Raw genomic sequence first — 15,546 nt, forward strand, 5'->3', positions numbered from 1 at the left:
TTGCTTCGCAGTTTCAGTATCGCTGTTGTCATGCTGCCTGTTCTGGCCTTTGCGGCCGGCACGGCGCATGCGCAGACGCAGGCGCAACAGAACAAGGGGCCGCCCAACGCGTTGCAGGGCTTCTCGCAGAATCGCGACGAGCCGGTGCATATCGAATCCGCCACGCTCGAAGTCCGTGACAAAGACAAGGTCGCGACCTTCTCGGGCGATGTGCGCGTAAAGCAGGGCGACACCGCGATGCGCAGCCAGTCGCTGGTCGTGTTTTACGATCAGGAGGGCGGCGCTCAATCCGGCGGCAAACCTATGCAGGCCGCGACGGCCGGTCCCGGTGGCAATCAGAAGATCAAGCGGCTCGAAGCGCGTGGCGACGTTGTCGTTACGCAGAAGGAGCAAACCGCGACTGGCGAGACCGGAATCTTCGACATGAAGACCAACACCGTGACGCTCACGGGCAATGTCATCATGACCCAGGGCAAGAACGTGCTGCGCGGCGACAGGCTGGTGGTCGATCTGACCAGCGGTGTCTCGCGTGTCGAATCCGGCAAGAACAGCCGCGGGCGGGTGCAGGGCCTGTTTCTGCCGAGCGGCGGCGAGGCCGCGCCTTCGCCGGCGGGCCCTCGTGAGGCGCCGCAAGCGCCCAAACCGTCCCAAGGACCGCTGCAGCTGCGGCCGCCTAATTGAGCCGGCCGCATTTGCCCCCGCTTTCCGCAACCGGTAGACCGCCAGTCATGAGTCCGGCAGGACGATCCGAGCCTTTCGAGGCCGGGAATCAGCTAGGATTCTGCCGACAGTCTTTGTTATCGGCCGCGGCTTCCTGCTCCGGCCTTGTCACGCACCGCGGGGTCACCGGGTGAACATCATTTCGCTGTTTCGCCGCCGGCAGCCGGCGCGCCGTGTTGCGCCGCCCGCGAACGCGCCCATGGTGCGGCAGCCGCAGCAGCCCGGCCAGCAGGCGCCCCAGCAGGCCCGGCAACAACCGCAGCAACAGCAGCCTCAGCAGCCTCAGCAGCAGGCGCAGCGCAGCGGTGCGCGCCAGGCTGCACGCCATTACCTCGCCGCGCACAGCGTCGAGAAAAGTTTCGGTAGCCGCATGGTGGTCAAGGGCGTCACGCTCTATGTCCGCCGCGGTGAAGCCGTCGGCCTGCTCGGCCCCAACGGCGCCGGCAAGACCACTGTGTTTTATATGATCACCGGCCTGATCAAGGCGGATCGCGGCCGCATCGAACTCGACGGCTACGATGTGACGCCGCTGCCGATGTATCAGCGCGCCCGCCTCGGCGTCGGTTATCTGCCGCAGGAAGCCTCGATTTTCCGCGGCCTCAATGTCGAAGAGAACATTCGCGCCGTGCTCGAGGTGGTCGAGCCGGACCGCCGCCGCCGCGATGCCGATCTCAAGGCGCTGCTCGAAGAGTTCAACATCACCCGGCTTCGCAAGACGCCGACCATCGCGCTGTCGGGCGGTGAGCGCCGCCGCGTCGAGATCGCGCGGGCGCTGGCCACAAGGCCAAGCTACATGCTGCTTGACGAACCGTTCGCCGGTATCGATCCGATCGCCGTGGGCGACATTCAGCAGCTGGTCCGCCACCTGACCAATCGCGGGATTGGCGTGCTGATTACCGACCACAATGTTCGCGAGACCCTCGGCCTCACCGACCGCACCTACATCATCTATTCGGGCGAAGTGCTGATGGAGGGCCGGCCTGAGGATATCGTGAACAACCCCGACGTCCGCCGGCTCTATCTCGGCGAAGAGTTCAGAATGTAGCGGGCCGGCCGGCCTCGGCCGGGTACCGCCCAGAAAACGGGCAATACCGCACTGCGGAATCCCAGCTTCCCTGCCGGAGCAAACTGGTATAGCGTTCGCTGACGATTCAGAAGCAAGAATCGGACCAGTTTCCGCCGGGAAACCCTGAATGGCGTTGTCGCAACGACTCGAGTTTCGCCAGTCGCAAGCGCTGGTGATGACGCCGCAGCTGATGCAGGCCATCAAGCTGCTGCAGCTTTCGAGTCTCGATCTCCAGGCCTATGTCGACAACGAGCTCGAAAAGAACCCGCTGCTCGAACGTGGCAACGCTGAGGACGGCCCAGCCGAGGCGCCTGAGCATGGCGGCGACGCTGACAGCTTCAGCGACACCACAGGCGAGGGCGGGCGCGATGACGGCGCTCAGGAATCCGGACTAGAGGGCGCTCAGGACTGGATCGGAGCCGATCTGGAAACCAGCCGCTCCTCGATGGAACAAGGTCTCGGCACCGAACTCGAGAATGTGTTTCCCGACGATGGCGGCGAAAAGTCGGCGCCCGTGGAGGCGCCGCCGCCGGCTTATTCCGAATGGTCCGGCTCGGGTGGCGGGGGCGCCGACGACAGCGACTACAATCTGGAAGCCTTCGTCTCGGCCGAGGTGACGCTCGGCGATCATCTGGCAGCGCAGATGGCGCTGGCCATTGGCGACTATCGTCAGCGCATGATCGGCCAGTACCTGATCGATATGGTGGACGAGACCGGTTATCTCACCGGCGATCTGGAATCCGTGGCCGAGAAACTGGGCTGCTCGGTTGCCGAGGTTGAAGCGGTGCTGTCGGTGTTGCAAACGCTCGACCCGCCCGGCATTTGCGCCCGCAGTCTCACCGAATGTCTGTCGCTGCAACTGAAAGAGCGCGACCGTTTCGATCCGGCGATGCAGAAGCTGGTCGAAAACCTTCCGCTGCTGGCCAAGCGTGACCTTGCGGCTTTGCGCCGGCTCTGCGGCGTCGACGACGAAGATCTCGCCGACATGATCGCCGAGATACGAAGCCTCAATCCCAAACCGGGCCTCGCCTTCGGTACAACGCTGGTACAGCCGATCGTGCCGGACGTCTTCGTGCGTGCGGCGTCCGATGGAACATGGCAGGTGGAACTCAATTCGGACACGCTGCCGAAAGTTCTCATCAGCCAGAAATATCACACGCAGGTGTCGAAGACCGCGCGCAATGACAAGGACAAGGCCTATCTTGCCGATTGTCTGCAGACCGCGACATGGCTGGTGCGCGCGCTCGATCAGCGCGCCAAGACGATCCTGAAAGTGTCGAGCGAGATCGTGCGGCAACAGGACGGCTTCTTCGTCAAGGGCGTGCAGCATCTGCGGCCGCTCAATCTCAAGACCGTCGCCGATGCGATTGGCATGCATGAATCCACGGTGTCGCGCGTCACCGCCAACAAATACATGGCGACAAGCCGCGGCATTTTCGAACTGAAATATTTCTTCACGTCGTCGATTGCATCCGCCGATGGCGGCGAAGCGCATTCGGCAGAAGCGGTGCGTCATCGCATCCGCACATTGATTGACGCAGAGTGTCCCAGCGACGTTTTGTCTGATGACACGATTGTCGAGAAGTTGCGTGGCGCCGGCATTGACATCGCGCGTCGCACGGTTGCCAAGTACCGAGAAGCGATGCGCATTCCGTCATCGGTGCAACGCCGCCGCGAGAAGCAGGCAGCCAATGCGTGAGATGCACCGTTTGTCGCGCGCCGTCGTGTCGCGGGTGACGCCGTCAAGTCCGCGCTGCTGCAAAAGGTTGTCCGTCAGGGCCATTGACCTGGGGAACGATTCCAAGATGATATGATTGAGGCTGCTGGGAGTTACGACCGGCACCGCCCGGCGCCGGTCTGAGATAACGACAAGGAGGCCAAGCCTATGCCTTTACGCGTCTCGGGAAAGAACATCAGCATCGGCTCGTCGCTGCAGCAGCGCATCACCGACAGGGTCGAGGAAGCGACGGCCAAATATTTCCGCGGCGGCTATTCCGGGCACGCCACCGTCGGCCGCGACGGTTTCGGTTTCCGAACGGAATGCGTCTTGCATCTGGACTCCGGCGCCCTGCTCGAAGCGCAGGGCATTGCCGTCGATGCCTATGGAAGTGCCGATGAAGCTGCCACCAATATCGAGAAAAGACTGCGCCGTTATAAGCGGCGCCGGAAGGACAATCAGGCCCGCCGCGGCGGATGACGTGTCATACAATTCGGTAATTTGCAGCGATTCCAATCGCTTGCGCCCCATTGACGACGCCCGATGTCGCTCTTATGGTCCGCGGCCTTCATCCCTCAAACAACGCGACCCATCGCTCGCCGCCATTTCCGTTATCCGGACATGTCCATGACGCTTACCGACATCGTAGCGCCGGCCGCCATCATTCCGGCGCTCAAGGTCAATGGCAAGAAGCAGGCGCTGCAGGAGCTTGCTGCGCGCGCGGCCGAGCTGACCGGGCAGAGCGAGCGCGCGATCCTCGAGATTCTGCTGCAGCGTGAGAAGCTCGGCTCGACCGCGGTCGGCAACGGCATTGCCATTCCTCACGGCAAGCTGCCGAAGCTCGGGCGGCTGTTCGGGTTGTTCGCGCGGCTGGAGCGGCCGATCGATTTCGAAGCGCTCGATTCGCAGCCGGTCGACCTGATTTTCCTGCTGCTGGCGCCGGAAGCGGCGGGCGCCGATCACCTCAAGGCGCTGGCGCGTGTGGCGCGTCTGCTGCGCGATCCCGAAATCGCCCGCAAGCTGCGTGAATCCAGCGATACGGATGCGCTATACGCTGTTCTGGCAATGCCGCAGAGCAGCGCGGCCTGAACGGCATCGTCCCCGCGATGGGCGGGGACGACAGATCACCAAAGCCTGCCGCGCAAGATCAATGCACGCTGACGGCTTCGAGCTCGTTGCTCCAGGCGCTGGCGAGAGCGGATTCGCGCGTGTCGGTCAGCATGATCGGCGTGCCGTCCGCGGCATGCAGCGCGAACAGCGTCAGGCCGGGCGCGATCTGCGGCGCCTGCGGGAACATATTGGCGACGTCTTCCGAGCGGATCGGCCTCACATAAGCCAGCCGCCCGTCGCCCAGATGCGCCAGCGCATCCTGGGTGATTGCCGCCTCGTTGGTCGTGTCAGTGTCAGCCAGCTTGTACTCAGTCATGGCCCTCGATCCTTTCCAATGAACGCTTAACGCGGTCGAGTCCTTTTTCGTTGCTTCAAGGTTCCGTCATTCACAATCGCCCTGTTCCAGGGCGACATCACTCCAAGTCGTTGATCGCGATCGATCGGACGACCCGCTCCGGCTGCGGCCGGACCAGATCGACCGACAGCAACCCGTGCTTCAGGTCGGCACCCATCACCTCCATGCCGTCGGCCAGCACGAAGGTGCGCTGGAACTGACGCGCGGCGATGCCGCGGTGGAGATACTGACGGGTCTTGTCGTCCTGCTGCCGCCCGCGGATGACCAGTTGGCTTTCCTCGACGGAGACGTCGAGCTGGTCGCGGGTGAAGCCTGCAACGGCCAGCGTGATGCGCAGGCGCTCTGGATTGTTGTCCTCGCGCGGCAGACGCTCGATGTTGTAGGGCGGGTAGCCATCGGCCCCTTTGGCGACGCGGTCGAGCACACGCTCGATTTCATCGAAGCCAAGCAGGAACGGGCTGGAGAGTGACGGCACTCGAGACATGGTATCCAAAGTCCTCGCTTTGAAGCGACTTTGCGGTGAGGCCCCTTACGGGCACCCCGGGTCCGGACCCGGGATCCGCCCGGATTCGGCATTTCCGTCGGGGCGGCAACCGCCGCCCTGAATGCAGCTAATATGGGCAGACCCGGTTAAAGGTTCAAGAACAAGGAAAATCCGCCGGCAACGGGGATTTTTGCGGCCGCAACCGCCGGTTTTCCCCCGGATTAGCCCGTTCGGCCTGACCGGCCAGCCAAGGGCCTCCGCCCGTAACTCATCCCGCGCCACGAGGCTGGCGACCGCTTCTCATCGCTCGCGCGCGCGACATTGTCGTCCGCACACAGTGCGCTTGCGCGATCGACATGTTTAATAATCGCCGGCGATGCGATGTGATTTATAAACCGTCGCGCAAGGCGTCGTTCGATGACAGCGCAATAACAAACGGATTTCGATTTAACGAATTTCGGTTAAATCGCCCGCCGTATCGTGGTTAAATTAATCACGCCTGTTTGCCGTATTTGGCTAAAATTTTCCTAACAACCGCGCCAGTTCGTTTTTGTCTCGATAAGATCGCTTCGTCGCCGGATGTTTTCGTTCGGCCAGTCAGCGGAGCGTAACCGTGTTAGCGCGCAGCATTGATGACGATGCCCTGGGCCCCACCTTCGAAGAACGGCTGTTCAGCCGGGGCAAGACCCTCAGTATCGTTCTGGCCGTCGCCGCGATCGGCATCGCCGCTCTCGACCTCATGAATGCGAATGCGCTGACGAATGTCGCGGCGCTCATTCGCGACAGTCGTCTGCATTACGACGAACTGCCGGATCGCGTGCTCGCCGGCATTCGTCAGATCTCGATCTACAACGATCGCTCGTCGGTGGTCGTCGCCATTCCGCGCGATGTGCCGACGCCGAAGCCGGTCGCGCAGCTGCGTCCCGCACCGACGCTCAACGATCCGGTGAAGCTCACGCCCGTTGCCGCCGAGCGGCAGCGCCTCGCGCTCAACAAACCGGAGCCGGTGAAAACGGAAGCCGCCAAGGCGGCGCCAACGCGCACGCCGCGCACCGCCGCGCCGACGGCCGACAATGCGGCCGTCGCCGCGCTGGCCGACGTGAAGCACGCCGACGCCGTCGAACTCGCCATGCTGCAGCCGGCCGGCGACATGCGCCCCGGCATGGTCACGCTGGCCTCGCTGACGTCGGCGAGCCCGGCTGCCCCGACACCCGCTGTCGCGATCAAGCCGGACTACAGCCATGTCCCCGCGTCGCAGACCCAGGCCATGCTGCCGGCTGCCGACTATGACGACGCGCCGCCGGTGCGCCTTGCCAGCCTCAATGCCGGCGCGCTGCCGGTGAACTCTATGACGCCGGAGGCAATGCCGATTTCGCTGCCGCCGCTCAGCATGGTGCCGCTGCCGGTTCCGGCGCCGGGTGTGCCGCCGCCGTCGCCGGCGCAGCGCCTCAACCTGGACGACAAGGAATACGCCAAGGCGCAGCGCTGCCTCGCCAACGCCATCTATTGGGAAGCGCGCAGCGAGCCGGTGCGCGGCCAGATGGCCGTCGCGCAGGTGGTGATGAACCGCGTGTTCTCACCGTTCTATCCCAACGATGTCTGCGGCGTGGTCTATCAGAACGCCCACCGCCATCTGTCGTGCCAGTTCACCTTCGCCTGCGACGGCAAGCGCAAGACCATCACCGAACGCGGCCACTGGGCGCGGGCCAACCGCATCGCCAAGCAAACGCTTGACGGCCAGATCTATGTGCCCGAGGTCGCCAAGTCGACGCACTACCACGCTTCTTATGTGAACCCGATCTGGAACCGCGAGATGAAGAAGCTCGTGAAGTTCGGTCTGCACTCGTTCTACCGGCCCTATGCCTGGGGCACGGGCGAGGACATGCCGACCTGGGGCAAGCCTTCGTTGATCAAGACCGCGATGGCCAGGCACGAGACCGGCAAGAAGAAGTAGGGTCAGAATTGCAGGCGGGGATATGGAGTCCGGCTCTCGCTTCGCTCGGCCGGAATGACTCCGAAGGCTTCGCAACAGCCTGCTAAATCTTCAGCTTCAACAGCCTGACCGCATTGTCGCGGCCGATCTGCGCGCGCTGCGTCTCGGAGAGTGGTGCGCTGTCGAGCCATTGGCTGCCCTGGCGGATATCCTCGAACGGCCAGTCCACCGAGAACAGCACATGGTCGAGGCCGACCTCGGCCATGACATTCTGCAGCGCCGGTGTATGGAAGTTGCCGGCGGTCGTAATGTAGAAGTGCCTGCGGAAATAATCGCCGACGCCCTGTTTCGCGGCGTAGCGGTGCGGCAGTTTCATCCAGCCATTGCGGTTGTCGATGCGCCACAGCAGCGCCGGGATGCCCTCGCCGAGATGGCCGAGAATGATCTTCAGCCCGGGATGTGCATCGAACAGACCGGAGCCGATCAGCCGCAAGGCATGGATCGCGGTCTCGGCGCCGAAAGCCCAGTTCGGCCCCAGCATCCAGGGGTGGCCCTGATATTGCGGCGCGTGGGCCGGCAGCGGATTGCGGGGGTGCAGGTAGAAGGGCACATCGAGCGCTTCGACCGTCTCCCAGAACGAACGGTATTCAGGACCGTCGTAATAAGTGGCGTTGTCGGCGCTGCCAATTTGCGAGAAGCCATTGACGAGCGCGCCGACGAAACCGAGTTCCTTGACGCAGCGCGTCAACTCGGCCGCGGCGGCTTCCGGGCTTTGCATCGGCAGCGCGGCGAAGCCGGCAAAGCGCCCGGGATGTCTGACGATGACCTCGGCGAGCCGATCATTGGCCTTGCGGGCGACGGCGATCGCCGTTGCAGCGTCCGGGATGCCTTGCACCGCCGGCGCATTGAGCGACATCACCATCATGTCGATGCCGTTGGCGTCCATGTCGGCCAGACAACTGTCGGCATTGAGCAGGCGGCGCGACAGTTCGGGCCAGACCGGCGCAAAGGCGTGCGGCTCTCCCAGCGTCTCATCAATGGCGAAATGTTCTTCGAGTGCGATCTTGCCGTGCATGTCCGTCCGTCAGCCGTTCAGAAATTGCTCGGCATAGTGACAGGCCACAAGCCGCTGCGCCACCGGTCGCAGCGGCGGGCGCTCGGCGCGGCACAGATCGGTGACGTGCGGACAGCGCGCGGCGAATACGCAGCCTTTGGGCGTATCGAGCGGCGAGGGCACTTCGCCCTTGACGACATGACGCTCCGGCCTTTTGCCGCCCAGTGACGGCGTCGCCGCGATCAGCGCCCGCGTATAGGGATGCAAGGGCTTGTCGAAGATCGCATCCTTGGGTCCGTGCTCGACGGCGATGCCGAGATACATCACCAGCACATCATGGGCGATGAACTGCACCACCGCGAGGTCGTGCGAGATGAACATGTAAGCGAGGCCGAACTGATTCTGCAGGTCGGTCATCAGGTTGAGCACTTGCGCCTGCACCGACACGTCGAGCGCCGACACCGGCTCGTCGGCGACCACGATCTTCGGGTTGAGCATCAGCGCGCGGGCAATGGCGATGCGCTGGCGCTGGCCGCCGGAGAACATGTGCGGATAGCGCCGCGCATGATCGGGCCCGAGGCCGACGCGCCGCAGCATGTCGATGACCTTGTCGCTGCGATCTTTCGCGCTCAGCTTGGTATTGATGATCAGCGGGTCTTCGAGAATGGTGCCGATCTTGCGGCGCGGATTGAGCGAGCCGTAGGGGTTCTGAAACACGAACTGGACGGCGCGGCGTAAATGATGCCGCTCCTCGGTCGGGGCATTCAGCGCGTTGCTGCCGTCGATGGTGAGATCGCCGGATGTCGGCTTCTCGATCATTGTCACCATGCGTGCCAGCGTCGATTTTCCGCAGCCGGACTCGCCGACCACCGCCAGCGTCCTGCCGGACTGGATTTCAAACGAAATGCCGCCGACGGCGCGCAGCTCCTGCGGCGGCTCGAAATAGCCGGTCCGATTCTTGTAGACCTGCACCAGGTCTCTGGCGACGACCAGCGCGCTCATGCCGCTGCTCCCGCCGGTTTTGAAATGCTGGCGCGGTCGGCGGCGATCTTGGCGTCACGCTCGGCATCGCCCAGCGGATAGTGGCAGCGCACGGCGCCGCCGCTCCAGGCCCGCAGGTCGGGCCGGTCGGCAAAGCAATGCGGCGTGGCATATTGGCAGCGTGGTGCGAAGAGACAGCCGGACGGTCGCTCATACAGGCTCGGCACCGTGCCGGGAATGGTCGCAAGCTTGTCGCCGATGCGGTTTTCCGGGCGCGCGGCCATGAGCGCCGCGGTGTAGGGGTGCTGCGGATCGGCGAACAGCCGATCGGTCGCGTTCTGCTCCATCACCTGGCCGGAATACATCACGGCGACGCGTTGTGCCGTCTCCGACACCACGCCCATATTGTGGGTGATCAGGATGAGCGCCATGCCGCGCTCGCGCTGCAGGCTCATCAGCAGATCGAGAATCTGCGCCTGGATGGTGACATCGAGCGCCGTGGTCGGCTCGTCGGCGATCAGTAGCTTCGGATTGCAGGCAATCGCCATGGCGATCATGACGCGCTGGTTCATGCCGCCGGAAAGCTGATGCGGGTAAGCCTCGAGCCGCGTTTCTGGCGCCGGAATGCCGACCTGCTCGAGCAGTTCGACGGAACGTTTGCGCGCCGCCTTGCGGTCCATTTTTTCATGCAGCCGCAAGGCCTCCATGATCTGGAAGCCAACGGTGTAGCAGGGGTTCAGGCTGGTCGCTGGTTCCTGGAAGATCATCGCCATGTCTTTGCCGACGATCTTGCGGCGCTGCGCATCGCTCAAGGTGAGAATATTCCGGCCTTCGACGTCCAACCTGTCGGCGCGCACGATGCCGGGGTAGGGCACCAGCCCCATCGCGGCCAGCATGGCGACGCTCTTGCCGGAGCCGGATTCGCCGACAATGCCCAGCACTTCACCCTGCTCGACCTTGAACGAGACGCCGTCGACTGCGCGCAGCAGACCCTGCGACGAGGGAAATTCGACCACCAGATTTTCGATCTCGATTGCGGCCATCACGTCACCGCTTCAGCTTGGGATCGAGGGCATCGCGCAGGCCGTCGCCGAGCAGGTTGAAGGCGAGCACGGTGATCAGGATCATGATGCCGGGGAAGGTGACCACCCACCAGGCGCGCAGCACGAATTCGCGGGCGTCGGCAAGCATGGTGCCCCATTCCGGCGTCGGCGGCTGCGCGCCGAGGCCGATGAAGCCAAGCGCGGCGGCGTCGAGAATGGCGGTGGAGATACCGAGCGTCGCCTGCACGATCAAAGGCGCGGCGCAGTTCGGCAGGATTTCCTTGACGATGATCCGCAGGTTGCTGGCGCCGGTCAGCCGTGCGGCCGTGACATAGTCTTTGGCAGTTTCCGAGATCACGGTGGCGCGCACAATGCGCACGTAGTGCGGCAGCAGCACAATGGCGACCGCGATCAACGCGTTGACGATACCCGGACCCAGAATGGCGACGATGATGATGGCGAGCAGCAAAGTCGGCAACGTCAGCAGGATGTCCATCGCACGCATGATGACGATCTCGACGATGCCGCGGAAAAAGCCGGCGATCAGACCGAGAATGGTGCCGACAGTCACCGACAGCGCCACCACGGCGAAGCCGATCAATAGCGACAGACGCGCGCCATAGATGAGCCGCGAGAGCATATCGCGGCCGATGGCGTCGGTGCCGAGCCAGTAGCCCGGCACACCGCCGGCCTGCCACACCGGCGGCTTGAGGAAGACCTGGGTATTGGTCTGGATCGGCGAGAACGGCGCGATGAACTCGGCGAACAGTCCGAGTATCGCCAGCACGACGATAACGCCGAGTCCAATCACCGCGCCGCGATTGGCGCTGAAATAGGAGACGAACTCCACAAAGGGGTGCGGCGGGCCGGCATGGGCGGTGTGCGTCTTCGGCGCGGTGGTGGCGTTCGTCATCGCTGGTGCCTGATGCGCGGGTTGATCAGGCCATAGGTCATGTCGACCAGAAGGTTGATCGACATGATGATCGAGCCGATGAGCAGCGTGCCGCCCTGCAGCACCGGATAGTCGCGCCGGGCAATGCCGTTGATCAGCCACGAGCCGACGCCGGGCCAGGAGAAGATGGTCTCGGTGAGGATCGCGCCGGTGAACAGCACGCCGACCTGCAGACCGATCACGGTGACGATCGGAATCAGCGCGTTGCGAAAGGCATGGACCGTGACGACACGGAAGTTCGACAGGCCCTTGGCGCGGGCGGTGCGGATGTAGTCTTCACCCAGCACTTCGAGCATGGCCGAGCGCGTCATGCGCGCGATGACGGCGAGCGGCACGGTGCCGAGCACGATGGCCGGCAGGATCAAATGCGACACCGCCGAGCGGAAGGCGTCGACATCGCCGGCCAGCAACGTGTCGATGAGCAGAAAGCCGGTTCTGGTCTCGACGAAATAGAGCACTGCGATGCGGCCCGACACCGGCGTCCAGCCGAGTTGCACCGAGAACAACAGGATCAGCAGCAGACCCCACCAGAAGATCGGCATCGAATAGCCGGTCAATGACAGGCCCATGATGCCCTGATCGAAGATCGAATTGCGCTTCACGGCAGCAAGGATACCGGCGGGAATTCCGATCAGCAGGGCGAAGGCGATGGCGCACAACGACAATTCGACCGTCGCCGGAAACAAAGCGAGGAATTCCTCGATCACCGGCTTGTGCGAGACGATGGAGCGGCCGAGATCGCCCTGCGCCAGGCGCAGGAGATAATAGCCGTATTGCACGATGACCGGCCGGTCGAGGCCGTATTCATGACGAAGGCGGGCGTGCTCTGCGGCGTCGATGCCGCGTTCGCCGGCCATCGTCTCAATGGGGTCGCCGGGAATCAGGCGGACGAGGACAAAGACCAGCAAGGTGATGCCGATGAAGGTCGGGATCACCAGACTGACGCGCGTGAATAAAAAACGGAGCATGGCGGGAAGGCGGAGCGGCCGGTCGGGCCGCTCCGCCCTTGAGCCGTTTACTTCAGATCAACGCCGTAGAAGGTGTGACGCCCGAAGGGCGACAGCTTGAAGTCCACCACCTCTTTGCGCACCGGCTTGAGCTGCACCGAGTGCGCAATGGTGAACCACGGCGCCTGCTGCTTGAAGATCACCTGCGCCTGCTCGTAGAGCTTGGTGCGTTCGCCCTGATCGCTGACCGACTTCGCCTTGATCACGAGGTCTTCGAAGGGCTGGTAGCAGAACTTGGCGATGTTCGAGCCGTTGCCCTTGGCCGACGAGCAGCCGAGCAAGGTGTTGAGGAAGTTGTCCGGATCGCCGTTGTCGCCGGTCCAGCCGAGCTGCGCCATCTGGTGCTCGCCCGCCTGCGCGCGCTTGCGGTACTCGCCCCATTCGAAGCTCTTGATCTCGGCCTTGACGCCGATCTTGGCGAGGTCGGCCTGCATCAGCTCGGCGATACGCTTGGCGTTCGGGTTATACGGACGCTGCACCGGCATCGCCCACAGATCGGTCTCGAACCCGTTCGGGAAGCCGGCCTCCGCGAGCAGCTTCTTGGCGGCTTCCGGATCGTAGGGATCGTCCTTGATCGACGTGTTGTAGGACCACATCGTCGGCGGGATCGGGTTGATGGCCGGCACGCCGCTCGACAGGAACACCGCGTCGACGATGGCCTTCTTGTTCATCGCCATGTTCAGGGCTTTGCGCACGCGCACGTCGTCGAACGGCTTCTTGGTGGTGTTGTAGGCGAGATAGCCGATGTTCAGACCAGGCTGCTCGAGGATGGTGACGTTCGCATCCTTGCGAATGGCGTCGAGGTCGGCCGGATTCGGATAGGGCATGACATGGCATTCGCCCTTCTGCAGCTTGGCCCAGCGCACCGACGCATCCGGCGTGATCGAGAAGATCAGATCGTCGATCTTGGCCTTGCCGCCCCAAAACTGCGGGAACGCCTTGTAACGGATGATGGCGTCCTTCTGGTACTGCACCAGATAGAAAGGACCCGAGCCGATCGGCTCCTGGTCAACCTTCTCCGGCGTGCCGGCCTTCAGCATCGCATCGGCATATTCCTTCGACTGCACGCCGGCATATTCCATGGCGAGGTCGGACAGGAACGGTGCTTCCGGCGCATTCAGCGTCACCTTGACGGTGTAGTCGTCGACCTTCTCCACGGACTTGAGCAGCTTCGGCATGCCCATGTCGTTGAAGTAGGAGTGGTTGGAGCTGGTCACCTTGAAATACGGGTTCGACTCCTTCCACTGCCGTTCGAACATGAACAGGATATCGTCGGCGTTCATGTCGCGCGTCGGTTTGTAATTGGCGTTGGAGTGCCACTTCACACCCTTGCGCAGATGGAAGGTGTAGACGGTGCCGTCAGCGGAGATATCCCACTTTTCGGCGAGGCCCGGGATGACCTTGGTGGTGCCGCGCTCGAAATCGACCACGCGGCTGTAGATCTGGCTGTTGGCATCGAACGATGTGCCGGTGGTGTTGATGCCGGGATAGAAATTCTCCGGGCTGCCCTCCGAGCAGAAGACGAGCGTCTTGGCTGACAGCGGCGTAGCAAACAGCGTCGCTGTGATAGCAAGCGCAGACAGTGTGCGAATGTGTGGCATGGATCCCTCTCAAGGGCCGGGGAGGCGCCCCTCTGCGTCTCTAATCCCAGCCCACTGAAGGGAAATGCTAGCCCAAGGTTTCAGTGCCGTCACGTTAAGGCGTAGAAAACAACCTTGGCCTATTGGCCAATAGCCTGCGGCCGCGGAATACCTTGAAGCGATTGGTTCCCGGATCGCCTGTGGCGGCGGGGTGCGCCCGGCGGGGTTCAGAAGTCCAGCGGCGCGTTGTCGACGACTTCTTTCATCACGAAAAAGGTCCGGGTCTGCCGGACGCCCGGCATGGCGATCAGTCTTTCGCCATGCAGCTTGTTGAAGTCGGCGATGTCACGGATGCGAATTTTCAGAAAATAATCGAAATCACCGGCAACGAGGTGACAGTCGAGGATGAACGGCATCTTCCGCGCCGCCGCCTCGAAGGCGCCGAAGCTTTCCGGCGTCGAGCGATCAAGCACCACGCCGACAATGACAAGGGTTCCGCGCTCCACCTTGGACGGCGCGACCTGACCCCGGAAGTTCAGCAGATAGCCGTCGGCGATCAGCCGTTGCACCCGGCGGTGGCAGGTGGCCGCGCTGGTATGGGTGCGCGCGGCCAGTTCGGCATTGGAGATGCGACCGTCGGTCTGCAGCAGCTTGAGGATGCGGCGATCGACGCGGTCGAGATCGTCGGTCGTGGTGGCAGGGTCCTTCATCGCCATATCCAGGGTCTCGCGCGTGCTTGACGCTCGTCTCGGCGGCGCACCGGCCCTCAGCCGCTGCAATTACACCTATCGCAATGGCTGAACCGCGACAACGCGCCGGCGGCCGAGCCGGCCCGCGCGTGAAACATCTACTGGATAAGGGGAAATTGGTGGAGCCAGGCGGGATCGAACCGCCGACCTCCTGCATGCCATGCAGGCGCTCTCCCAGCTGAGCTATGGCCCCGTAACGGGAGGAGATGACTAGTCGGAAACGGGAGAAAAAGCAAAGGGTCCGATTAGTCCAGGCAACAGACCGGTCTTGCCGGTCTTATTGTTCCTCTTCCTTCTCGATGCCGTCGCCGATGATATCGGTGACGTCGTCATCGCCTTCTTCCTCTTCCTGGATGAAGGCATCGTCGTCAAGACCCTCGTCGTCGGCCTCGATTTCGTCTTCCTCGGCGACGATTTCGCCCTTCTTCTTGGGCTTACCCTTCTGCTCGTTGTCGGCGTCCTCGAGCGAGACGAATTCGGCGTCTGCGGTCTCCGGAACGATCGACTCGACCTCCTGCGCCTGAGCGGGGCGAGCGGCCTCGGGGCGTCCGCGCGACTGCGGCGGCGCGACGATGGGAACGATCTTGCCCGTGTAGGGCGAAATCACCGGCGACTTGCCCATGTCGTAAAATTTACGACCGGTATCCGGGCAGATGCGCTTGGTGCCGAGTTCGGTTTTGGCCACGTTCGAGCGTCCTAAGAAATGCCGTTGAAAATCATGGGTCGGATTGGCGCTTCACTTGGCTAGTTGCGAGGCCACTGTCAATAGCGGGAAACGGGCCGGAATTGGGCGGA

At 63.2% G+C, this 15,546-nt stretch carries 15 protein-coding genes, 1 tRNA gene and 1 pseudogene; 6 read left to right on the plus strand and 11 right to left on the minus strand.

Annotated elements, in window-relative coordinates; genetic code table 11:
* Positions 1–30 precede the first annotated feature (30 nt).
* The 5 genes and pseudogenes from DXH78_RS05700 (at position 31) to ptsN (ending at position 4,592) form a co-directional block, all read left to right on the plus strand.
* On the plus strand, positions 31–681 hold the full coding sequence (locus DXH78_RS05700; RefSeq protein ID WP_245416743.1) for an LptA/OstA family protein: 651 nt from the start codon (positions 31–33) through the stop codon (positions 679–681).
* Positions 682–850: 169 nt separating this feature from the next.
* Entirely contained in the window at positions 851–1,765 is a 915-nt protein-coding gene (gene lptB, locus DXH78_RS05705) for an LPS export ABC transporter ATP-binding protein (RefSeq protein WP_115516150.1), read from the plus strand.
* Positions 1,766–1,913: 148 nt separating this feature from the next.
* On the plus strand, positions 1,914–3,485 hold the full coding sequence (rpoN, locus tag DXH78_RS05710; protein ID WP_115516151.1) for an RNA polymerase factor sigma-54: 1,572 nt from the start codon (positions 1,914–1,916) through the stop codon (positions 3,483–3,485).
* 186 nt (positions 3,486–3,671) lie between these two features.
* A pseudogene (gene hpf, locus DXH78_RS05715) lies at positions 3,672–3,974 on the plus strand (ribosome hibernation-promoting factor, HPF/YfiA family); the annotation flags it as partial.
* Between the two features lie 156 nt (positions 3,975–4,130).
* Entirely contained in the window at positions 4,131–4,592 is a 462-nt protein-coding gene (ptsN, locus tag DXH78_RS05720) for a PTS IIA-like nitrogen regulatory protein PtsN (protein WP_115517738.1), read from the plus strand.
* Between the two features lie 58 nt (positions 4,593–4,650).
* Here ptsN and DXH78_RS05725 read toward each other — a convergent pair whose 3' ends face one another.
* On the minus strand, positions 4,651–4,929 hold the full coding sequence (locus DXH78_RS05725; RefSeq protein WP_115516153.1) for a BQ00720 family protein: 279 nt from the start codon (positions 4,927–4,929) through the stop codon (positions 4,651–4,653).
* Positions 4,930–5,026: 97 nt separating this feature from the next.
* The gene (locus tag DXH78_RS05730; protein ID WP_115516154.1) at positions 5,027–5,452 is read right to left on the minus strand and encodes an Hsp20 family protein; all 426 of its coding nucleotides are present in this window, start codon (positions 5,450–5,452) and stop codon (positions 5,027–5,029) included.
* Between the two features lie 613 nt (positions 5,453–6,065).
* On the opposite strand from DXH78_RS05730, the gene DXH78_RS05735 reads away from it, so the two are divergent.
* Positions 6,066–7,406 (plus strand): cell wall hydrolase, encoded by a 1,341-nt coding sequence (locus DXH78_RS05735; RefSeq protein ID WP_245416744.1) that lies wholly within the window; start codon positions 6,066–6,068, stop codon positions 7,404–7,406.
* A gap of 82 nt (positions 7,407–7,488) precedes the next feature.
* Here DXH78_RS05735 and DXH78_RS05740 read toward each other — a convergent pair whose 3' ends face one another.
* The 9 genes from DXH78_RS05740 to DXH78_RS05780 all read right to left on the minus strand — a co-directional run bounded on the left by DXH78_RS05740 (position 7,489) and on the right by DXH78_RS05780 (position 15,436).
* Positions 7,489–8,460 (minus strand): amidohydrolase family protein, encoded by a 972-nt coding sequence (locus tag DXH78_RS05740; RefSeq protein ID WP_115516155.1) that lies wholly within the window; start codon positions 8,458–8,460, stop codon positions 7,489–7,491.
* 9 nt (positions 8,461–8,469) lie between these two features.
* Positions 8,470–9,441 carry a dipeptide ABC transporter ATP-binding protein gene (locus DXH78_RS05745; RefSeq protein ID WP_115516156.1) on the minus strand — a complete coding sequence of 324 codons (972 nt, stop codon included), beginning with the start codon at positions 9,439–9,441 and terminating at the stop codon, positions 8,470–8,472.
* Complete coding sequence (locus DXH78_RS05750; protein ID WP_115516157.1) at positions 9,438–10,463, minus strand: ABC transporter ATP-binding protein; 1,026 nt, start codon at positions 10,461–10,463, stop codon at positions 9,438–9,440. Before DXH78_RS05750 ends, DXH78_RS05745 begins: the two co-directional genes overlap by 4 nt.
* A gap of 4 nt (positions 10,464–10,467) precedes the next feature.
* Entirely contained in the window at positions 10,468–11,376 is a 909-nt protein-coding gene (locus tag DXH78_RS05755; RefSeq protein WP_115516158.1) for an ABC transporter permease subunit, read from the minus strand.
* Complete coding sequence (locus DXH78_RS05760; protein ID WP_115516159.1) at positions 11,373–12,383, minus strand: ABC transporter permease subunit; 1,011 nt, start codon at positions 12,381–12,383, stop codon at positions 11,373–11,375. Before DXH78_RS05760 ends, DXH78_RS05755 begins: the two co-directional genes overlap by 4 nt.
* 47 nt (positions 12,384–12,430) lie before the next feature.
* On the minus strand, positions 12,431–14,023 hold the full coding sequence (locus tag DXH78_RS05765) for an ABC transporter substrate-binding protein (protein ID WP_115516160.1): 1,593 nt from the start codon (positions 14,021–14,023) through the stop codon (positions 12,431–12,433).
* Between the two features lie 206 nt (positions 14,024–14,229).
* Positions 14,230–14,712, minus strand: coding sequence for an Lrp/AsnC family transcriptional regulator (locus DXH78_RS05770; protein ID WP_115516161.1), 483 nt, complete (start codon positions 14,710–14,712; stop codon positions 14,230–14,232).
* A gap of 156 nt (positions 14,713–14,868) precedes the next feature.
* A tRNA-Ala gene (locus DXH78_RS05775) sits at positions 14,869–14,944 on the minus strand.
* Between the two features lie 84 nt (positions 14,945–15,028).
* Positions 15,029–15,436 carry a TIGR02300 family protein gene (locus DXH78_RS05780; protein WP_115516162.1) on the minus strand — a complete coding sequence of 136 codons (408 nt, stop codon included), beginning with the start codon at positions 15,434–15,436 and terminating at the stop codon, positions 15,029–15,031.
* Positions 15,437–15,546: the final 110 nt, after the last annotated feature.

The sequence above is a fragment of the Undibacter mobilis genome (genome assembly GCF_003367195.1).
Taxonomy (GTDB): Bacteria; Pseudomonadota; Alphaproteobacteria; order Rhizobiales; family Xanthobacteraceae; genus Pseudolabrys; species Pseudolabrys mobilis.